Annotated in this window: 14 protein-coding genes; 4 read left to right on the forward strand and 10 right to left on the reverse strand. The window is 68.4% G+C overall.

The genetic code is table 11. The annotated features are described in order from the left end of the window. Window positions 1-2 precede the first annotated feature (2 nt). Together F4Y45_02465 and F4Y45_02470 are read right to left on the reverse strand one after the other, a co-directional pair. Complete coding sequence (locus F4Y45_02465) at window positions 3-365, reverse strand: phage holin family protein (GenBank protein MXY23371.1); 363 nt, start codon at window positions 363-365, stop codon at window positions 3-5. Continuing rightward, a complete protein-coding gene (locus tag F4Y45_02470) occupies window positions 362-2,056 on the reverse strand; it encodes an FAD-binding oxidoreductase (protein MXY23372.1) in 1,695 nt (564 codons plus the stop codon). The genes F4Y45_02465 and F4Y45_02470 overlap by 4 nt, the downstream gene beginning before the upstream one ends. On the opposite strand from F4Y45_02470, the gene F4Y45_02475 reads away from it, so the two are divergent. Together F4Y45_02475 and F4Y45_02480 are read left to right on the forward strand one after the other, a co-directional pair. Then, the gene (locus F4Y45_02475; protein ID MXY23373.1) at window positions 1,998-3,128 is read left to right on the forward strand and encodes a thioredoxin domain-containing protein; all 1,131 of its coding nucleotides are present in this window, start codon (window positions 1,998-2,000) and stop codon (window positions 3,126-3,128) included. The two genes, F4Y45_02470 and F4Y45_02475, sit on opposite strands and share 59 nt — an antisense overlap. Before the next feature lie 4 nt (window positions 3,129-3,132). Then, a complete protein-coding gene (locus tag F4Y45_02480) occupies window positions 3,133-3,492 on the forward strand; it encodes a hypothetical protein (protein MXY23374.1) in 360 nt (119 codons plus the stop codon). A gap of 34 nt (window positions 3,493-3,526) precedes the next feature. Here the strand turns inward: F4Y45_02480 and F4Y45_02485 are convergent, their stop codons facing one another. From F4Y45_02485 to F4Y45_02510, 6 genes are read right to left on the reverse strand one after another with little or no spacing between them, the layout of a single operon-like run. Beyond that, window positions 3,527-4,285 (reverse strand): cytochrome c oxidase subunit II, encoded by a 759-nt coding sequence (locus F4Y45_02485; GenBank protein MXY23375.1) that lies wholly within the window; start codon window positions 4,283-4,285, stop codon window positions 3,527-3,529. After that, entirely contained in the window at window positions 4,286-4,564 is a 279-nt protein-coding gene (locus tag F4Y45_02490; GenBank protein ID MXY23376.1) for a hypothetical protein, read from the reverse strand. Window positions 4,565-4,584: 20 nt separating this feature from the next. Further along, entirely contained in the window at window positions 4,585-4,794 is a 210-nt protein-coding gene (locus F4Y45_02495; protein MXY23377.1) for a hypothetical protein, read from the reverse strand. A gap of 32 nt (window positions 4,795-4,826) precedes the next feature. Continuing rightward, complete coding sequence (locus F4Y45_02500) at window positions 4,827-5,171, reverse strand: hypothetical protein (protein MXY23378.1); 345 nt, start codon at window positions 5,169-5,171, stop codon at window positions 4,827-4,829. Window positions 5,172-5,199: 28 nt separating this feature from the next. Further along, entirely contained in the window at window positions 5,200-5,796 is a 597-nt protein-coding gene (locus tag F4Y45_02505) for a heme-copper oxidase subunit III (GenBank protein ID MXY23379.1), read from the reverse strand. A gap of 47 nt (window positions 5,797-5,843) precedes the next feature. Continuing rightward, window positions 5,844-7,676 (reverse strand): cytochrome C oxidase subunit I, encoded by a 1,833-nt coding sequence (locus F4Y45_02510; protein ID MXY23380.1) that lies wholly within the window; start codon window positions 7,674-7,676, stop codon window positions 5,844-5,846. Here F4Y45_02510 and F4Y45_02515 point away from each other — a divergent pair. Then, the gene (locus F4Y45_02515) at window positions 7,599-10,043 is read left to right on the forward strand and encodes a PQQ-binding-like beta-propeller repeat protein (GenBank protein ID MXY23381.1); all 2,445 of its coding nucleotides are present in this window, start codon (window positions 7,599-7,601) and stop codon (window positions 10,041-10,043) included. The genes F4Y45_02510 and F4Y45_02515 overlap by 78 nt on opposite strands. 81 nt (window positions 10,044-10,124) lie before the next feature. Here the strand turns inward: F4Y45_02515 and F4Y45_02520 are convergent, their stop codons facing one another. Then, window positions 10,125-11,126: a hypothetical protein gene (locus F4Y45_02520; GenBank protein ID MXY23382.1), complete on the reverse strand. Its 1,002-nt coding sequence runs from the start codon at window positions 11,124-11,126 to the stop codon at window positions 10,125-10,127. Between the two features lie 46 nt (window positions 11,127-11,172). Continuing rightward, window positions 11,173-13,557 carry an FtsX-like permease family protein gene (locus F4Y45_02525; GenBank protein ID MXY23383.1) on the reverse strand — a complete coding sequence of 795 codons (2,385 nt, stop codon included), beginning with the start codon at window positions 13,555-13,557 and terminating at the stop codon, window positions 11,173-11,175. Between the two features lie 166 nt (window positions 13,558-13,723). Between F4Y45_02525 and F4Y45_02530 the strand changes: the two genes are divergently transcribed. Further along, window positions 13,724-15,784 (forward strand): PQQ-binding-like beta-propeller repeat protein, encoded by a 2,061-nt coding sequence (locus tag F4Y45_02530; GenBank protein ID MXY23384.1) that lies wholly within the window; start codon window positions 13,724-13,726, stop codon window positions 15,782-15,784. The last annotated feature ends 23 nt before the right edge of the window (window positions 15,785-15,807 follow it).

Genomic DNA, 15,807 nt, shown 5'->3' on the forward strand with positions numbered 1-15,807 from the left:
CCCTACGCGCGAAACCGGTCGCGTTCGCGAGACCGGAAGCTGCCGATGAACATCGACATCAGGCCGACCAGGACGGCTCCCGCCACGGCCCAGAAGAACGACGCCACCTGGAAGCCCGGCACGATCCACGCGGCGAGCGCGAACGCGACACCGTTGACCACGAGATAGAAGACGCCGAGCGTCATTACCGTCAGCGGCAGCGTGAGGATGAGCAGCACCGGCCTGACGACGCTGTTCACCAGGCCGAGCACGAGGGCGGCGACGGCGAGGGCCGGCAGCGACGTGATCGTCACGCCGGGCAGGATCCAGGCCGCGACGCCGAGCGCAATGCCGGTCGTCAGCCAGTGCAGGAAGAACCACTTCATCGGAACAGGACTCCCGGCGCGAGCACGCCGTCCGGATCGAGGGCCGCCTTGACGGCGCGCATGGCGTTGATCCCGTCGTCCCCGTACAACTGCCGCAGCAGCGCCTGCTTTACCTCGTTGCGCCCGACTCCATGTTCCGCCAGCGGCGATCCGCCGAGACGGACAATCGCGCGCCCGCAGTCGAGAATCGCCTCGCGGCCCCGTCTCACGTCATCGATCGTACGTGGGATCACGTTCGGATGCACGTTGCCGTCGGAGATGTGCCCCCAGATCGCGTAGTCGAGGCGACGCGAGTCGAACGCCTCGCGGAACAGCGCGAGGCTCTCCTCGAAACGGTCGAATGGCACGATCATGTCGGCCGCGGTCTTCGCGATCCCCGTCTCCGAACGCCGCTTCGCGTCACCGACGCGTCGGTTGACTCCTTCGGGCGCCGCTTCGCGCAGCGCGAGCAATCGCGCCTGCCGGCGGGTGTCGGAGGGGAGTGCGACCTCGGTCCGGTCCAGCACGCCGGCCTCCGCCAACTGTCGGCAGAGGCGCACGAGCGGGAGGTCAGCGGCATCAGCCGACAGCGCACCGGCGATCTCGGCATACGCTGACGCCGGATCGGTTGCGGCGGCGCTGCCGGCCGGCAGCTCCATCTGCGCGAGCAGGGCCACCTCCGTGCCGTCCGGCCACGCGATCCCCTGCCGCCGCGCCGCCCCATCCTCACTGACGATCTGCAGGCTGCGTGCATCGAGATGTTCGATTGCCGCGATGTCGACGCCCGACACGCCGTCCGTTCGCCAACAGTCGAGGGCAGCCTGTCGCAGGCTCCCCGCCAGGGCCACCGCGGCCGCTTCGCTCGGCAGCGGGATCCAGACCATCGCAATGCGCGGCGCGGGCATGACGACGGCGAAGGTGATTCCCGTGACGACGCCCAGCGTTCCCTCCGCGCCGATGAAGAGGTCGATCAGGTCCATTTCCGGCTCGGCGAAGTACCCGGCCGAGCACTTCACCACGTCCGGCATGCGGTAGGGCGGCGCCGGCACGCGCCGAACCGCGCCCGCCGTTTCCACCTCGAACCAGCCGTCCGGATGCGCGGTAGTCTCGCCTCGCGCGATGTCGAGCACTTCACCCGACGCAAGGACGACCGTCAGCCGTCGCACCCAGTCCCGCGTCGTGCCGTACTTGAACGTGGCCGCGCCCGCCGCATTGGTCGACACGACGCCGCCCGCGAACGCGCCGTCGAATGTGGGGGCCGGCGGGTAGAACCGGTCGCTCCGCGCGAGCGCCGCCTGCAGCGTCGCGATCGGCACCCCGGCCTCGACAGTCACTTCGTCGCCGGTGATGCGGCCGATCCGGTCGAACCGTTGCATGTCGACGACCACTTCACCCATGGGCGTCGCTCCGCCGGTAAGGGAAGACTGGGCGCCGACCGGCAGGATCCGGGCGCCCCCGGTAACGAGCGCGGCCACGTCCGCCTCTGTCGCCGGTCGCGCCACGCCAGCGGCATGCCCACCCGGGAAGTGCGCCGCATCCTCCAGGTACGCCGTCACGACGGAGGCATCCGTCCGGACCGCCGTTTCGCCCGCGTGTCCGTGCGGCGCTCGCGCCGTGATGCGATGAGAAGGCACCGGGCCGGCATTATCGCGCATGGTCACGCACGATCCCGCATGGACGCGCACGCGGGCGGGGTGTACAGTCGGCGGCATGATCAGGGCATATCGAAGGTTGGCGCGGCGCTTGAGTGCACCGGCGGTCGCGGTCGTTGCGACGACGCTGGCGCTGGCGCTGGCGTTCGGCGGCGTAGCGGTGGCCGCCCAGCAGGCGGATGGCGACGTCGTGGCACGCATCGGTGATATCGAGGTGACGTTCGGCGAGCTGGAGGCGGCGTGGCGGGATAACGACGCGGCGTCGCGCCTGCGCATGCTGCAGGAGCTGTACGACACGCGGCGCCGCGCCCTCGACATACTGCTCGGCGACAAGCTGATAGAACGTGAAGCGGCCGCCCGCGGGATGACCCGTGAGGACTTGCTCATTGCCGAATTGCCCAGCCGGACGCTGGAGATAACCGAAGAAGAGATCCAGTTGCTCTGGGACCGTAACAAGGACCGTTTTCCGGATCAGACGATCGAGGATCTCCGGCCCGAGATCGTTGCCGCCATCGAGCAACAGCGTCCGATGCAGGCGCTGCACGCCTACACGAACGAACTGCGGGAAGCGGCGGGTAATGTCGTCGTCCTGCTCGATGCTCCGCGGCAGACTATCGAAACGCTCCCGGACGATCCGGCGCGGGGGCCCGCGGAGGCGCCGGTGCAAATCGTCGAGTTCTCCGATTTCGACTGCCCCTACTGCCAGCGCGCGACCGAGACGATTGAACGGCTCCTCGAGGAGTTCACCGGCCAGATCCGTTTCGTCTACAAGGATTATCCACTTCCGACCCACCCGGACGCCTTCAAGGCGGCGGAAGCGGGCAACTGCGCGCACGAGCAGGGCCGCTTCTGGGAGCTGCACGACACGATGTTCGCCAACCAGGGCGCCCTCAGCGTCGACGAGCTGCACGCGTACGCAGAGAACCTCGGACTGGACACCGACGCCTTCGCCGAGTGCCTCGACAGCGGCCGGCACACCGCCACGGTCGAACGCGACATGGAGATCGGCGACAGTTACGGCGTCTCTTCCACGCCCACCCTTTTCCTCAACGGCCGTGCGGTTCTTGGCGCCGCTCCCTACGACACGTTCGCGGACATCGTCCGCGAAGAAATCGCCGCCGCGGGACGGTAGCCTCGTGACTGCCGGCAGAGCCCTGGCGTTGGCCGTCTGCCTTGCGCTGACCGCTTGCGGCGCAGCCGAGGAATCCGCCCGCGGCGCGCAGGAGGCGCCATCCCCGACGGAACTCTCGCCACAGCCTCCCGCGGTTGCCGCGAGCCCGGGCGCGGAAGGTGACGTCGCCCGCTTCCAGCGCCTCAGCGTCGAAGCGCTCCGCCTGATGATCGCGGCGGCGCAACGCGAGCTTCCGATCGGCCCGATCCAGGATCGGATCAACGCGGCGCGCCGCGTTGTGGCGACGGACGCTGCCGATGCCGCCGATCAACTCGATGAGGTCGTGGCAGACTTGAAGGCGATGCTCGAAGCCGCCCCGAACTAGCCGCACGACGAGGTCAAGCGGCGGCGGTGACCGGTCAGTTGCCGGTCAGGAACGACGCTTCTTCCGCAAGCCAGGCGTCGTAGTCCGCCTGCGTCATCACGCTGGCGAAGCCGCGCATGCGGTAGTGGCCGAGGCCGCACAGCTGCGAGCAGTTCACCTCGTAATCGCCTATCTCGGTCGGCACCCACCAGACCGGCACCTGGATGCCCGGGATCGCATCCTGCTTCACGCGCATCTCGGCGATGGCGAAACTGTGGATGACGTCGTGCGACGACAGGTAGACGATGATCGGCTTGTCCACCGGCATGTTCAACTGGTTGATGGTGACGATGTCGTCGGCGCCGTTCGGAGCGCTGCGGTCGAGACCGATCACGTTCGTAGGCGTAATCAGGCTGAGGTCACGCGTCCCGAACCGCCCATCCGCGCCCGGGTAATGCGAGATCCACTCGAACTGTTTCGAAATCAGGTTCACGACGGTCGCTTGCTCGTCCGGCGGGACATCGTTGACGCGGTGCGCCCACGCCGGGATGGCGAAGCCGACCAGCAGAACCGCCTCGATGGCCGCCACGGTCCACTCCAGGTAGGTGGAGGTGTGGCTGGTGACCCCCGTGTAGTCCGCCTTCGGGTTCGCGCTCGCGCGGAACCGGATCAGCGTATAGATGTAGAACGCTCCCCACCCGACGAACAGCACCGCCATCAGGTAGTGGATGAGGATGATCATCTGATCGATCTCGCCGGCGTGGGCCGACGCCTGAGCCGGCAGTCCGAGAAGCTCGCCCGTCAACTCGTCCATCTACGAAGTCCCTCCCGCATTGCCACGCTCGTCCGTGGCGTCGAATTCGTTCTCGTTCCCCAGCGCCTGCCGGGACCGCTTCAACAGGTGAAAGATGAAACCGACGAAGCCGCTCAGCACACCCCCGGTGACGCCGAGCAACGTGAAGACGGCCCAGTTGAGACTCTGCGCTTCCGCCGAGTCGGGGTCGGCCCCGAAGCAGATCGGACACGCCCACGCCACTGCGGGAGCAAGCGTAATCACGGCTGCGACAATTGCTGTTGTGGAGAACCTGGTCATGGCATAACCCTCCGCCAGCGTCAGCGCATCCCGATCGCGCGCGTCTTCCGGACGAACACCACCGCGTAGACCGCCATTCCAATCACCGCCGCCAGCGAGCCGCCGGCAAACAGCAAGTACCCGCTGCCGCCCCGCCCGGTCGTGAACATCGCCACGCTCCACCAGGTCATGAGCGCCGCCAGCAGGATGGAGGCGACGATGAAAACGAGGTGAATGGATCGGAGCGACATGGCGGCCTCCGTCATCTCTGCGTTTCGTGTCCTCAGTGCGCTGGCGCGGCGGGCGCTGGCGCGTTGGCGTTCGGCACCGTGTAGTACTCGCCCACCTTGTCGGCATGGCCGAGAAGCGGCAGGAAGATGAGGACCAGGAAGAAAAGGACCGTCAGGAGCAACGACCAGTAGATCAGCTTCCGCTCGCCGATCAGGTGCATGAAGAAGCTGACCACCAGGGAACCCTTGGTCGTCGCGATGATCAGCGCCACGATGACCGCGATCGGTACGCCCCAGAAATCGATGTACGAAACCAGCACCGTGACCACGGTCAGCACGGCGAGCGCGATGGCCACCTTCATATACGTCCGAATGTGCGCCTGAACGTCTTCACTCATGGGTTCGCTCGTTGTCCTCCGCGGCCGCCTACAACAGGTATAGCACCGGGAACAGGAAAATCCATACCAGGTCGACGAAGTGCCAGTAGAGCCCGGCCGCCTCGATCCGGTTGACGAACTGCGTCTTGTTCGTCTCCCACATCCTCGAGCCGGGGAACAGGAAGTATGTGTTGACGATCACGCCCCCGATGATGTGCAGCGCGTGCAGGCCGGTCATCGTGAAGTAGATGGCGAGATAGGTGTTCGTCCAGGGGAAGTTGCCGATCTCGAACTCGTGGTTGTACTCGTAGGCCTTGACGCACATGAACAGGAGCGCCAGCCCGACCGTCGCGCCCATGTACTTCTTGAAGCCGCTCAGGTCGTCCATCTTGAGCGACGCGTAGGCCATGACCATCGTGACGCTCGAACCGATCAGCACCGCCGTGTTGAACGTGCCGACGGGGACGTTCAGGACGTCCACGCCGAACGGCCACGTGCCTTCCGGCGCCATGAGCCGCAACAGGACGTAGGAAGAGAAGAGGGCGCCGAAGAGCATTACCTCCGACGCGAGAAAGAGCCAGATGCCGAGCTTGACGTTCGTCAGCCCGGTATCCGGCCGTTCATCAACGATGTACGGAATATCCATGTGTCGACGCTATGCCCTGTCGTTCGTTCGTCCGGTTGTCTCTCGCGTCAGGCGCCCGCCGGCTCGGGCTCGGTCGCGGGGCTTCCCGAGCCGGACGGATCCGGATCGCCCTGCATGATGAAATCGCGCGCCGCGCCCGGGACGCTGTACTCGTAGGGGCCGCGGTACGCCTTCGGCGGGGTGGCGAAGTTGCCGTGGGGCGGCGGCGACGGCGCCTCCCACTCGAGCGTGGTCGCCTGCCACGGGTTGTCGCCTACCTTCTCTCCGCGCTTGATGCTGTTGAAAAAGTTGTAGATGAACGGGAGCTGGGCCAGGCCGAGCGCCCACGCGCCCACGCTGATCACTTCGTTCCAGATCAGAACTTCGGCGTTCATGATGTATTGCTCGCCGCCGTCGTACATCCGCCGGTTCATGCCGGCGAGTCCCTGGATGAACATCGGCAGGAAGACGACGTTGATGGAGACGAACGATCCCCAGAAGTGGACGCGGCCCAGGAAGTCGTTCATCTTGCGGCCGGTCGCCTTCGGGAACCAGTAGTAGATGCCGCCGAAGAGCGCCAACAGGGTGCCGGGCGCCACGACGTAGTGGAAGTGGCCGATGACGTAATAGGTGTCGTGCAGGTGGATGTCCGGCGCCGCCAGGCCGAGGGGCAGCCCGGTCAGCCCGCCGATACCGAACATCGGCAGGAAGGCGAGCGCGAACAGCATCGGCACCGTGAACCGGATCGACCCGCCGTAGAGCGAGATGAACAACGACGACAGAATGACGACGGACGGGATCGAGATGATCATCGTCGTCGTCTGGAAGAACGAGCTCATCGTCGTGCCCATGCCGGTCAGGAACATGTGGTGCGCCCAGACGATGAACGACATGAAGCCAAGGAAGACGGCCGAGTAGACCAGCACGCGGTAGCCCCAGAGCGGCTTGCGCGTGTTGTTGGCGACGATGTCGGCGACGATGCCGAGGGCCGGGAGGATCAGGACGTACACCTCCGGGTGCGCGAGGAACCAGAAGAGGTGCTGCCAGAGCAGCACGCTGCCGCCCCCGGCGACCTCCACCGGCGCGTCGGCGTAGACCAGGCCGCTCGGCATGAAGAAGCTGGTGCCGGCCACGCGGTCCATCAACTGCAGCACGCCGGCCGCTTCGAGCGGAGGGAAAGCGAGCAGGAGCAGGACCGCCGTCACGAGCTGCGCCCAGACGAAGTACGGCAGGCGCATGAACGTCAGCCCCGGCGCGCGCAACTGGATCGTGGTGACGATGAAGTTCACCGAGCCGAGCAGCGACGACGTGATGAGGAAGATCATCCCGACCAGCCACAGCGTTTGTCCCGTCGTGGCGAGCACCGACAGGGGCGCGTAGGAGGTCCAGCCGGAGTTAGCGGCCCCGCCCGGCACGAAGAAGCTGGCGAACATGACGACGCCGCCGAGGAAGAACGACCAGTAGCTCGCCATGTTGAGCTTCGGGAAGGCCATGTCGGGCGCCCCGATCTGGAGCGGTAGGACGAAGTTGCCGAAGCCGCCGACGGCGAGCGGGACGACGCCGAGGAACACCATGATGGTGCCGTGCATGGCCCCCAACTGGTTGTAGAACTCCGGCAGCATGATCCCGCCCGGCGCGCGCTCGTCGCCCAGCCACGCGCCGATCAGCGGAATCGGCTCGCCCGGGTAGGCGATCTGCCACCGCATCACCATCATCAGGGTGAAGCCGAACAGCAGAAAGAGCAGGCCGGTGACGGCGTACTGGATGCCGATCACCTTGTGGTCGACCGAGAAGACGTAGGTCTGCCAGAAGCCGAGCTCGTGATGCCCGTGCTCGTCGTGCCCGTGGGCAGCCTCGTGTTCCTCGCCCTCGCCGTGGGCGGTTTCCTTCGTCGTCGTCACGTCAGCCAACGTCGTGACTCCTTTCAAGCACTGTCACGCTGGTTCCGGCCGCTTCAGTCCGCTGGAAATCGTACGAAGCCGATCGCTTCGGATCCAAGACCTGAGGGGCCATCCCGTATCCGCGGGCCGCACGAATCCACACGACCCGCGCGGATCTTATCCGGCCCCGCCCGATCGACGCAACCACTCTGCGGGGCGCTCGGACGGCGCGTGTCGCCGGCCTGCTACACTCCCGGATCGCATCGTCGAAATCGGGCGCCGCGCGCCCCGAGGGAGGCTACCACCATGAGCATACCGCCCCACCGATTCCCGGCCGCGACCGCCGCGGTCGCGACCGCGCTCATCACGCTGACGGCCGGCATGTTCGGGCAGACTCCCGAGCCGGGGAGCGGCTACTCCGCCGCCGACTGGCCGCTCGCCGGTGGCAACTGGTCCAGCTCGCGCTACACGACGCTGGACCAGATCACGCCCGGCACGATTGACCGGCTGGGCGGCGCCTGGGTAGCGGATCTGCCGGGGGGCGTGTCGACCCGGGCGACGCCGGTTGTCCAGGATGGCGTGATGTACCTGCCCGGAGGCGCCAACGTTTTCGCCCTCGACGCCCGGTCGGGCGAGCTGATCTGGCGCTGGCAGCAGGACGATGCGGCGCTGCAGCGGGTGCCGTCGTGGCAGGGCGTCGGGCTGGGCGACGGCAAGGTGTTCGTCGGCCTGCGGAGCGCGGAAGTGGCCGCGCTCGATCAGGAAACGGGTGAGCTGATCTGGGCGACCCCGGTGGGGAGCCAGCCGCAGGCGGAGGGCGAGACGGTCACGACGGCGCCGATGTACGCGCGCGGCAAGGTGTTCGTCGGCCTCGCGAACGGCGACAGCGGGGGGCAGGGGCGGATCCACGCCCTCGACGCGCGCACGGGCGAAGTCCTCTGGACCTTCTTCGTGGTGCCGCGGCCCGGCGAGTTCGGTCACGACACCTGGCCGCAGGATTCCGACATCTGGCAGGTAGGGGGCGGCGGCGTCTGGCTCGTCGGAACCGTCGACCCCGAGCTCGGCATGGTCTACTTCTCAACCGGCAACCCGGTCCCGATGTACGGAGGTGAGCTCCGGGCCGGCGACAACCTGTTCACGGCGGCGGTCCTCGCCCTCGACATGGAAACGGGTGAGCGGCGGTGGCACTACCAGGTGGTGCGCCACGACATCTGGGATTCCGACATCGCGACGCCGGTTCTCCTGTACGACACCGAGATCGATGGCCAGCCGGTGCCGGCGCTCGCCGCGATTCGCGCCGACGGCTACCTCTTCCTCTTCAACCGCGAGACCGGCGAGCCGATCGTCGAGCTGGAGGACCGCCCGGTGCCGCAGGACGACGCGCTCCTGACCGCGCCGACGCAGCCCTTCCCGGTCGGCGTCGAGAGCATCCTGCCGGAGTGCTCGTTCTGGCGCGACCGCGTGCCGCCGCCGTTCACGCTCAACTGCAGCCCCTACACGCCGCCGGGAATCGACCAGCAGGCGGTCGTCGCGCCGAGCGTGCCGATCCCGATGGTGCGCGTCACGCCGATGGCCTTCTCTCCGGATACCGGCTACATCTACGCGCAGGGCCGCGGCCATGTCGGCCGTGCGTTCCGTTTCGAGGATCCCTGGATCTCGGACAATCGCTCGAGCGGCTACCTGCGGCTGACGCTGCCGGAGTCGGTCGGCATCCTGGCCGCGGTCGACGGCCGGACCGGCCGCATCGTCTGGAAGAACGAGTTCCGCGGCGCTCGCCTGGCGACGAGCGGTCCGCTGCTGACGGCGACCGGACTGATGTTCTGGGCGGCGGCGGACGGGTTTATCGAGGCCTACGACGCGCGGACCGGAGAGCGGGTCTGGGGCTTCCAGGCGGGCGCGCCGCGGACGCGGCAGCGTCCCGGTCCGGCGATCTCATACGAGGTGGACGGCCGGCAGTACATCGCCGCGCCGTTCGAGCGCGCGCTCTGGGCGTTCGCCCTCGACGGCGACGTCCCGGCGCGCGGGCCGGCGGTTCCCGGCGAGATCGACGATCTGGTCCGCTGGATCGGCCCCCCGCCGCGCGAGACGGATCTGGTGGAGACCGGCACGCTCGTCGAGAACCCGTCCTGGTCGTACGGCGGCCGCCGCAACGCGCTGAACGAGCATGCGTTCAATCCGGTGCGCGCCCGCGTCTCGGTCGGAGGGCGGATACGGTTCCTGAACAACGGCCAGCTGTCGCAAACGGTGACGGCGCGTGACGGAAGCTGGAGCACCGGCACGCTGGCCCCGGGGATGTCCGTCTACGTCACGTTCGACGAGCCGGGAACGTTCCTCTATCACAGCGAGGAATACCCGTGGGCGATCGGCGAGATCACCGTCGATCCCTGACGCCCGCCGCCTCGACGTGCGGACCGGCAGGCGTCAGCCAGGACGCTTGACGCCACAGCGCGCCCGGCTGGGCGCGCGGGGTCAGGGACGCAGCTCGCGTCCGTCGCGCTCGAACTGCCGCGCGCCGGCGAGAATGCCATACAGGCCGATGTTGCCCTCGTGGCACGCATACTCGAAGATCTCGCCCTCCATGCGCCGGAACGGCATCATGACGGTATAGGGCGCCGTGTACCGTGATGGGTCGGTCACGGTGTACTCATAGGCGACGGTATCGGGATCGAGACGGGTCAGCCGTTCGATCAGATGCACGCTCGGGCTGATCCGGCCATTGCCCCAATCGCCGAACTGCGTGGTCTCGATGACCAGCGTCTCTCCCTCCCAACGGCCGCGCGAAACGCCCGTCAACTGCTCGAACCGCGGCTTCTCCGTATCGTCGAGCGGGATGATCCGAGCCAGCCGCGCCTGCTCGGTGAGAATCACGACATGGTCGGCGGTCTGGAAGATCATCAGGTTGTTGTTGTACGCGCCGGACCGGATGGGCGGCCCCGACTTGCCGAACGCGATGCACCGGTCTCCGAGGCTTCGATTCTCGTAGGAGTCGTACATGTGCTCGCGGCGGTGGGCGGCCCGCTCCCGGTCCGCCTGCCGGGCGGCCTCGGTCAGCGGGGGATACCGCCCGTTCGGCGGATCGATAATGAGCGACGTCCGCTTGTCCGAGGTCAGCTCGACGCCCCGCTCGTACCAGAACTCGTTATAGGAGAGCACGCCGCCGTCGGCCCGCGGCTGGTAGCCCGCGCTCGGCTGGCCCGTCTCCGGGTCGAAGAGATCGCGGTTCTGGCGCGTCCGCTCCGATGCCTCGAAGACCGCCGCAGCCTCCGCGTCCAGCGTCTCCCGGCCCTCGAACTGCTCCGGTCGCTGCATTGGCGTTAGGGTCCGGAACGTGAATGTGCCGGAAATATCGGGATGCCCGTCGGGCGTCCGCATCGGCATGCCGTCCCCGCGCGGCTGGGCCGTGGCCGGCGAGGCAGCGGACGTGAACAGAACCGCCAGACCGACGAACGCCGCGAAGCAGGTCTTGCGCATCGGCTTCTCCCTTCGAGAGGTACCTACAATACCAGCCTGGGCCGGCTCATTCCGTTCGCAATGCCGCGGCGGTGTCGAGGCGGGCCGCGCGGCGCGCGGGCAGGTCGCAGGCGAGACCACCCGCCACGAACAGCCCGATCATGCTGGCGCCCACCGTCATGAAGTCGTGCGGCGCGATGCCGTACAGCTGGCTCCCGAGCAACCCCATCAGCGGAACGCCGGCACCCAGGCCGACCAGCGTCCCCGCCGCCACCACCCGCAATCCCTGGGACAGCACCAACCACCGCACGGACTCCTCGCGAGCCCCGAGCGCTCTCCGGATCGCCAACTCGCGCGTTCGCTGCCTCACCGCCAGCATCAGGACGCCGTAGAGTCCGCCCATCACCAGCACGAGCGTGATCAGCGCCAGGACGCCGGCGAGCAGTGCCGGTGTCCGCCAGCGGCTCAGCGCCTCGTCCACCCGATCGCGGAGGGTGCCGGTGTCGCTCACGGGCACGCCGGGATCGACGGAGGCAACGGCCTGCCGCAGATGCCGCACCACGGAATCCGCATCGGCCGGCGACCGGACATGAATGAAGACCGGCGACATGAACCGCTGTTCCAACGGCAGGTACGCAAGGGGCTGCGTCGATTCCGCCAACGTGCGATAACGCATGTCGTCGACCACACCGACCACGGTCCGGTCCCCACCGCTACGCGGGAAGGCCAGGGTCCGTCCGACCGCCGAGCTACCCGGCCACAGCCGCGACGCCAGGGTGCGGTTCACCATGGCGACGGGCGGAGCGTCGGGTTGGTCAGCATCGTTGAACTCCCGACCCTCGAGAACGGGCACCCCCAGCGTCCGGAAAAACCCCGCGGAGACTATGTTCCCCGGCACGTCCATCGAGGTTCCCGGAACCTCCACGGAGACGCTCAGGAAGAAAACGCTGAGCGGGGTATGCCACGCGAGCGCAGCCGAGGTAACGACTCCGCCACGCTCGATCGCGTCCAGTAGACGCCTATAGACGTCGAGCCCTTCCGAGCCCGAAGGCCCCGGCGGGTGTATCCGCGCCGTCACCACGTCCTGCGCGACGAAACCGTGCGGGATCGACGCCACGCCGTGGGCGCTGCGCAGCAGGAGTCCCGCCGCCACAATCAGGACTGCGGACACAGCGACCTGCGCGGCCACGAGTATTCTCTGGCGTCCACCGCGCCTCGTTGCCTGGGGTCCGTGCGCGCCGATCAGCGCCGGCGGTCGAACCGCCGTCATCAGCAGCAACCCGAGACACATCACGGCCCAGCTCGATGCGGCAACCGTCAACAGCCAGAGCACGACCCCGGCGTCCGCTCCCGCTGCCGTACCCAGCGGCGCCAGTTGCGGCAGCGCCGAGATGACGCCCCCCACCCACCGCAGAGCCAGCAGGCCAGCCAGCGCGCCGCCGCCGACCAGCACCAGCAACTCGATAGCGAGCGGACTGATGAGGTCCAGACCCGACGCCCCCAGGGCGCGCCGCACGGCCAACTCATGCGCCTGCTCGGCGTCGCGCGTCAACAGGAGCAGGACTAGGTTGCTGCAGGCCCCGAAGAGAAACACGCTCGTGAGCAGCATCAGGACGGTCAGCAACCGGCTGGCGGCCCGGTGATACTCGGGACCGAGCCGGACATGATTGACGGGCCGAACGACAAACCGCCAGTCCTCGGTCCGGGCGGCGGCCACATCGGCCGGTAGCCGATCCCTGGCCAGGGCCGCCAGAATCGCGACATCGCGCTGTGAGGTAGATGTTCCCAGCCTCCCAACCGTGGACAGCCAGCGCGCCGGCGGGCTGAGCAGAAGCTCGGCGCTGCTCGGCAGCAACTGTTGCAACGCCGGCAGCGGAACCCAGAAATCCGGTTCGTGGGCGGGCCCGGACAGCGGGTTGGCAGCGACGCCGACCACGGTGAACGCCTGCGGTCCCAGGCGCACGGCGCGCCCGACGATATCCGGATCCCGGCCGAACTGCGTCGTCCAGACGCGCCGCGACACGACGGCCACTGCCGCACCACCGCCTGGGCCGTCATCCGTGGGCGCCAGCAGCCTGCCCTGCGCCGGGCGCCCCCCCAGCACGCTGAAGAAGTTCGCCGACACGAGCGCAACGTTCACGCGAGTCGGGGTGCCGCCGGCGACGAGCGTGAAATCGAACTGACCGAAAGTCGCCAGGGAAAACGCGGCCGGCTCCACGCCGCGCAACTGCAGGTACTCGGCGTGACTTAGTGGCGAGAAGCTACCGTCGTCGACCTGGATCTGCACGGTGAAGAGCCGATCCGAATCGACGAGGTCCGGCGGCCGCCAGAAATGCCGGCTGACCGTCGACAGCACGATGGCGGGAACGCTGAACGCCAGCGCCAGCGTCAGCACGACCGTCACCGTGAACGTGCGGCGGCGGACCAGGGATCGCAACGCGCGGCGCAACACGGCGGGTTCGCCCCTGTCGTTCCCTGTTATCCTTCCGCACCAGTAGCGTGCACGGAGGCCTCGAGCTCGACTGCTCGCTCGCCCAGGCAGGGTCCACTCTAGCAGTTAGCGGACGATTCGCATCCACGCGCGCCGCCGAGTTCGGTGCGGACGCCAGGAGGACATCATGCGCGGACTTCAGTGGAGACTTGGGGTTGCGCTGACAGCCGCCATCGCGGTCACGCCGGCCGGACCGGCGGGACAGGCTCCGGAGGCTGGCCGCGGCTATCCGGACGGCGCGTGGCCCCTGGTCGGCGGCAACTGGTCGAGCTCGCGCCACACGTCCCTCGACGACATCAACCTGGACAACGTTGAACGGTTGGGCGGCGCCTGGGTCACGGCCCTCCCGGACGGCGCGGCATCGCGCGCGACACCGGTGATGCAGGACGGCGTCCTCTACCTGACGGCGGGCGCCAACGTGTTCGCCATCGACGCCCGGACCGGCGAGGTCGTCTGGCGCTGGCAACCGCCGGAAGACGAGCCGCTGATGGTTCCGTCCTGGCAGGGCGTGGGGCTGGGAGAGGGCCTGGTCTTCACCGGTCTGCGCAGCGCGCAGGTGATGGCCCTGCGTCAGGACACCGGCGAGGTGGCGTGGATCACGTCGGTGGGCAGCCAGCCGCGGCGGGAGGGCGAGGGCGTAACCTCGGCCCCGATGTACGCCCGCGGGCAGGTTTTCGTCGGACTGGCCAACGGCGACAGCGGCGGGCAGGGGCGCGTGATCGCGCTGGATGCGGCGACCGGCGAGACGCAGTGGACGTTCTTCGTCGTGCCACGGCCGGGAGAGTTCGGCCATGACACGTGGCCACAGGACAACGAGAACTGGCGGCTCGGCGGCGGCGGCGTCTGGCTGGTCGGGACCGTCGATCCCGACCTGGGACTGGTCTATTTCTCGACCGGGAACCCGGTCCCGATGTTCGGGGGCGAGATCCGGGCCGGGGACAACCTGTTCACCGCGTCGGTGCTCGCCCTCGACATGGAGACGGGTGAGCGGCGCTGGCACTACCAGGTGGTCCGGCACGACATCTGGGACGCGGACATCGCCACGCCGCTGCTGCTCTACGAAGCGCAGGTGGACGGCGAGCCGCGCAAGGCGCTGGCCGCGATGCGGGCGGACGGCTACCTCTTCCTGTTCGATCGGGAGACCGGCGAACCGCTCGTCCCCATCGAGGAGCGGGCGGTGCCCCAGGATGCGTTCCTGCACACGGCGCCGACCCAGCCGTTTCCGGTGGGAGCGGAGAGCATCCTGCCCGACTGCTCGTTCTGGCGAGACCGTGTGCCACCGCCGTTCGAGTTGAATTGCAGCACGTACACGCCGCCGTCGGCGGACGACCACACCGTCGTGGCGCCCGGCGCGCCGATTCCTCGCGTGCGCGTCACGCCGATGTCGTTCAGCCCGGACACCGGCTACATCTATGCCCAGGGCCATGCCCATGTCGGGCGCGCCCGCCGCTTCGAGGATCCTTGGCTGTCGCGTCCGAGCGGCGGCCATATCAGCCTCCCGGACCCCATCGGCATCATGGCCGCCGTCGACCCGCGGACCAACCGGGTGGTGTGGAAGCAGGAGGTGCCGACTCCCCTGCTCGGCACGAGCGGTCCCCTCACCACCGCCGGCGGACTGATGTTCCGCGGCTCGCCCGGCGGGCAAGTCGAGGCGTACGACGCGCGGACCGGCGAACGCGTGTGGGCGTTCCAGACCACGCCCGCCGGTGCGCGGGTGCGACCCGGCCCGGCCGCTGCCTACGAGCTCGACGGCGAGCAGTTCATCGCCATCGCGATGGGCCGCGAGCTGTGGGCGTTCGGCCTCGGGGGCGCCGTCGCGGCGCGCGGCGAAGTGCCCGCGGACCCGTGGGCCGACCTCCCGCCTTCCGGTCCCGCCCTGCGGCGGACGGAGGCGATCGAGACCGCGACGCTTCTGGAGAATCCCTCCTGGTCCGTGGGCGGCCGGCGCTACGCCGTCGACGAACACGCGTTCAACCCGGTGCGCGCCCTCGTGACGGTCGGCGCAAGCGTGCGGTTCGTCAACAACGGCGAGATGTCGCACACGGTGGCGGCGCGCGACGGAAGCTGGTCCACCGGCCCCCTCCTGCCGGCGACATGGGAAGTGGTGACCTTCGACGAGCCCGGCACGTTCGTGTACCACTGCACCGAACACCCGTGGATGATCGGCGAGATCACCGTCGAGCCGTAGCCGGTGCGCCACTAGAATGGACC

It is taken from the genome of Acidobacteriota bacterium (assembly GCA_009838525.1).
Classification (GTDB): domain Bacteria; phylum Acidobacteriota; class Vicinamibacteria; order Vicinamibacterales; family UBA8438; genus VXRJ01.